Genomic DNA, 3,845 nt, shown 5'->3' with positions numbered 1-3,845 from the left:
TACCGGTTTCACTTCCTCTTCGGGCTGTTCTTCTTCTACCGGTTTAACTTCCTCTTCCGGCTGTTCTTCTTCTACAGGTTCTGCTTCCTCTTCCGGCTGTTCTTCTTCTACCGGTTTCACTTCCTCTTCTGGCTGTTCTTCTTCTACCGGTTTCACTTCCTCTTCCGGCTGTTCTTCTTCTACCGGTTCTGCTTCCTCTTCCGGCTGTTCTTCTTCTACTGGTGTATCAACTACAATCTGAGCTGGCTCCTCATCAACTAATGTTGGTTCATCCTGTTTCTCTAGTATAGGTTCTTCTACTACAGGTGCAGCCTCCTGTATCGGTTCCGCTTCTACAACTGGCTCTGGCTTATATTCTTCCTTTGTCGCTGCGACCTCTTTTACTGCTTTGTCAGGAATTTCTTCAGATTCCATAACAGGAGCTTCTGGTGTTTTTTCTGATTCAGTCACATTTGCATTACTATTATCAGATGAATGATATAAAAAAGAATCATCATACTCATCATCGTCATCATCATCATCAAATGCTGCCAGAATATCATCAGAGCTGGCTTTTCTCTTATTATCATTAACAATTCTCTTTGTTGAATCTGCCTCTGTTTCTATATATTCCCTTCTTGGATATGCATATCTTCCAAATCTGGCTTCATATTCAAATTCATCATCACTATGGTCTTCCTTCTTCTTGAATGCACACAGAATAAGACACACAACAATTTCAATAAATACACATACTGCGCATGCTGCTCCCATAATTAAAGCTGTGTAATAATACAAATCTGGTTTTGTTGCTACGCCATCACTTGTTCCTTCAGAAAGAATCTGCATTGACTCTACCGGAATAATAGTTGTGGTCTTAACTGCAGTTTTAGCAACAGCATCAACATAAGCCTTAGCTGTATTCTGGTCGGGATTAACAACTTTAAGTTCAACAATATTACTGTCAGCAGGTGATGAAACTGTGAGATATTCCGAAATATCCTCCGAAGTTCCAGCTAATCTCTGTGCTGACTCAATTACAACCTTGCTTGAGAAAATAATCATAAAATCATGATTCAAACCACCATTCTTAGCTCTTATAGATGCCTCATTCTGTGAACCTGGTACTACATAAAGCTTTGCTACTGATTCATACATCGGAGTCATAGTATTATTTTCATATATATAACCTCCAACTCCACTAAGTATGGCAACTAATATTAGTATTAATATGCATCTTGCAAATTTCTTCATAATCGTCCTCCTCATATCAATTCTGTTCCGGATAATAGAACCACGAAATTGCTGTTATCTTACCATTGTTATCTATTTCAAAATTAAGTGTGGCAAAATCATCATCAACCGTTGCCCTGTCACCTTTATATTTACCATCAACATATGTAAATTCAATATTATAGCTATCTGCCGTTTCCAGATTACTATATCCATTATAATTAACCAGTCCATATGCAACTGTTTCTTTTGTATTAACCTTGTCAAGCTCTGCTATTGTAAAATCACCATAGAGCAGCTTTCCATAAGTAAGTGTTTTGTCTTCAGACATATAAAGATGATTCTGATAATCTGCATCTCTATAATACATTTTTAAAATATCATCTGCTGATTGTCCTACACGCATATTTCTCGAAAACTTATCATCACTTCCTATTGATGCTGCCTGTGTTACCTTGTAAACACCACTGCCGCTAGGTCTGTTATTATCATCGAGTTTTTCGAAACCTATTGACATCTCATTATATGAATAAATCTTCTCACCATCATTCTCTGTTTCCTCTTTTGGTTTTCCTAAAATTGCTATAACCTGGGATTCTGTCATAAGATAAGAAATATTTCCAATTTTTAAATCTTTATAGGTAAATATATCTGCATGACTTTCTTCTAATGTGGGATATTCAGCACTTACTGTTGTAATATCCTCTCCATCTGTGATTACAGCTTCAGTTCTATTCCCGCAACCACTAAAAACTGTTGCAGTAAAACATAATAAAGCAATCACAGCCCTGCATTTTCCAAGTTCTTTCATTATACCCTCCATACTGCACATTTTTTACAATTATAACATACATATTATTATTCAGAAAGAAAATGTTTAATAATTCTTTTTGCAACTGACTTCCATGTATAATTATTCATATATTCTTCATATGCTTTCTGTGTCATTTCTTTATAAAATGTATCATTATTCATCATCATATCAGTTTTCTGACATATTTCCTCATAATTGCATTCTTGACCATACATCTGTACAATATCTTGCAGACATCTATTCCTATAATCATTATAATCAGTCATAACTGCAGTATAATTAGCAATTCCTGCATATACCCTGTCATGTACTCCACCCTTAAAAAACGGTGATGAATCTGCCATTGCCCTATATCCTGCTATCAATTCATATGACTTATCAAATCTTACTGCTTTATTCCATATCACATTAGGACTATTAATTTTATCATAACTTTCCCACCATTCCCCTGCTATATCTATATGAAATCCTGTATTGACAAGAGCGTCGACCATTTTCTTTCTATAATAATTTCTGTAATACATTTCTACCAGATAATATTTATTAAGAATTAATGGAAAACTGTCTTTTTCGATATTTGAATTGTTTATTATACATTTAAGTGCATTTTCAACAGTCATTTCATTGTCATTTTCAAGCTTTTCTAACATTACAAGCATATTTTTTTCTGCATACTTATTCATATTATATATCTGTTTCATATAAATATCGGGATTCCTATATGTCCCCATAATAAGTATGCTTTTCTTTTTCTCCTGGAGATTTTCTAGAGAGATAACATTTTCTGCACCTAGCGCAACCTGATATACAGCTTTTATATGTGGATAAAAATTCTGTATATATTTACAGTGATTTTCATCTATTGAAAATGCATAATAATTCTTCAACTTACAATCAAGTGTTGAATGATGATACAGTGGGTGATCCAGAATAAAATTATAAAAAGGAGCATCTATGCTATCAAGATAATAAGATTCATCATCAAGAATGAGTCTTGGAAGTTTAGAATTAAAATCTAGTATTGCCAGATATTCCTTTCCAATATAACTCTCCAGCATTTTCTCAGCTTCTTCATCTACACTTTTCCCTGCATTCTCTATAGCTGGCTGTGCAATCTGTGTTCCTGCTGATGGGATTGCATTCTCAGGTATTTCGCAATATTCACACTCAATCCCAAGTTTTTCAATTTCTTCACCAATTCTGTGTGCAAAATAATATCCACTGTTATAGCATAGTTGTCTTGTTGTAAATATTAATACCTTCATAATATTAATCTCCATTTCTGGCATCTGCACGTATCGTATATATTAAAAAAAAGCTTTAACCCTGACGGATTAAAGCTTACAGAGGCGACAACCAGATTCGAACTGGTGATCAGGGTGTTGCAGACCCACGCCTTACCACTTGGCTATGTCGCCTTATTATTAATAAATGACTCCAAGGGGATTTGAACCCCTGATACCACCGTGAAAGGGTGGTGTCTTAACCGCTTGACCATGGAGCCGTAATAAAGAATTCATGGGCAAGTGCATGCCACTTATTCTTAGCTCCCCGAGTAGGGCTCGAACCTACAACAACTCGGTTAACAGCCGAGTGCTCTACCATTGAGCTATCGAGGATTATCACTAATGTTTCCATTATGTGAAAAAATGTAAGCCACATAGCAGCTTACTTTTAAAAGGATTGCTCCTTCAAAACTGCATACTAAATATATCATATCGTATCTGTCTTTGCAAATACTTTTTCATCCGATTACTCTTAAGAATAACTCTCTTTGTTCTATCCAAACCGTCTTAACCTTTTCTCTTGGTTAAGCCCT

3 protein-coding genes and 3 tRNA genes are annotated in these 3,845 nt (G+C 35.4%); all 6 read right to left on the bottom strand.

The features are described 5' to 3' along the window. A partial coding sequence (locus GKE48_RS10690; RefSeq protein ID WP_173016922.1) for a hypothetical protein occupies positions 1-1,233 on the bottom strand: 1,233 nt, incomplete at its 3' end. Between the two features lie 16 nt (positions 1,234-1,249). Further along, positions 1,250-2,023: a hypothetical protein gene (locus GKE48_RS10685; RefSeq protein ID WP_022098955.1), complete on the bottom strand. Its 774-nt coding sequence runs from the start codon at positions 2,021-2,023 to the stop codon at positions 1,250-1,252. 47 nt (positions 2,024-2,070) lie between these two features. Continuing rightward, complete coding sequence (locus GKE48_RS10680; protein ID WP_022098954.1) at positions 2,071-3,291, bottom strand: glycosyltransferase family protein; 1,221 nt, start codon at positions 3,289-3,291, stop codon at positions 2,071-2,073. A gap of 82 nt (positions 3,292-3,373) precedes the next feature. Then, positions 3,374-3,444: transfer RNA gene (locus tag GKE48_RS10675), tRNA-Cys, on the bottom strand. A gap of 14 nt (positions 3,445-3,458) precedes the next feature. Then, positions 3,459-3,530 (bottom strand) — tRNA-Glu (locus GKE48_RS10670). A gap of 43 nt (positions 3,531-3,573) precedes the next feature. Further along, positions 3,574-3,645: transfer RNA gene (locus GKE48_RS10665), tRNA-Asn, on the bottom strand. Positions 3,646-3,845 lie beyond the last annotated feature (200 nt).

This window comes from Lachnospira eligens, from assembly GCF_009680455.1.
In the GTDB taxonomy this organism is placed as follows: Bacteria; Bacillota; Clostridia; order Lachnospirales; family Lachnospiraceae; genus Lachnospira; species Lachnospira eligens_A.
This window is presented reverse-complemented; position numbering and strand designations above follow the sequence as displayed.